At 73.5% G+C, this 1,085-nt stretch carries 1 protein-coding gene; it reads left to right on the top strand.

The window, feature by feature from the left end:
* The coding region (locus EIO58_RS18440) for a DNA repair protein RadA (protein WP_127820608.1) at window positions 1-1,085 on the top strand (1,085 nt) is incomplete at both ends.

Genomic DNA, 1,085 nt, shown 5'->3' with positions numbered 1-1,085 from the left:
CGGGCTGGTCGCGGGCGCCGCGATCCTGCTCTCGGGCGAGCCGGGCGTCGGCAAGTCGACCCTGCTGCTCGAGGTCGCGGCGCAGGCCGCTCGCGCCGGGCGGCGGGTGCTCTACGCGAGCGCCGAGGAGTCCACGGCTCAGGTGCGCCTCCGCGCGGAGCGCACCGGTGCTCTGCACGACGAGCTGTATCTGGCGAGCGAGACCGACCTCGCCACGATCCTGGGGCACGTCGACGAGGTCTCGCCCGACCTGCTCATCGTCGACTCGGTGCAGACGGTGTCGTCGGCCATGTCCGAAGGGATGGCGGGGCATCCGTCTCAGGTGCGCGAGGTGGCGGCGACGCTCATCCGCGTCGCGAAGGACCGCGGGCTCCCCACCATCATCGTGGGCCACGTCACGAAGGACGGGTCGATCGCCGGGCCGCGCATCCTCGAGCACCTGGTCGACGTGGTGTGCCAGTTCGAGGGCGACCGGCAGACGTCGCTGCGGTTCGTGCGCGCACTCAAGAACCGCTTCGGCCCGACCGACGAGGTCGGATGCTTCGACATGACCGGCGCCGGCATCGCCGAGGTCCCCGACCCCAGCGCACTGTTCCTCGGGCACGGCAGCAGCGAGCCCGGCACGTGCGTCTCGATCGCGCTCGAGGGCCGGCGAGCCATGCCGGTGGAGGTGCAGGCGCTCACGATCGACACGAAGGCGCCGAACCCCCGGCGGATCGTCAACGGCGTCGATGCCGCCCGGGTCGCCACGGTGCTCGCGGTGCTCGAGAAGCGCGCGGGCGTCACGACGTCAGACAAGGACGTCTACGTCTCGACCGTCGGCGGCGTGCGGTTCACCGAACCGGCCGCAGACCTCGCCATCGCTCTCGCGGTCGCGGGGGCCGTCAGGGGCTGGTCCATCCCGCGACACATCGCTGCGGTCGGCGAGCTCAGCCTCGCCGGCGAGGTGCGCCCCGTCACCCAGGCCGCGCAGCGCCGCACCGAGGCGGCCAGGCTCGGGTACCGCGACCTCATCGACGATCGCTCCGGACGCCTGCGCGGCGCCCTCGCCGACGTGCAGGCCCGGGCGAAGGGCGCCCCCGGCG

Source organism: Microbacterium sp. CPCC 204701 (genome assembly GCF_004010105.1).
GTDB lineage: Bacteria > Actinomycetota > Actinomycetes > Actinomycetales > Microbacteriaceae > Microbacterium.
Note: the sequence above shows the minus strand (reverse complement) of the source record. Positions and strands in the feature narration are given on the sequence as shown.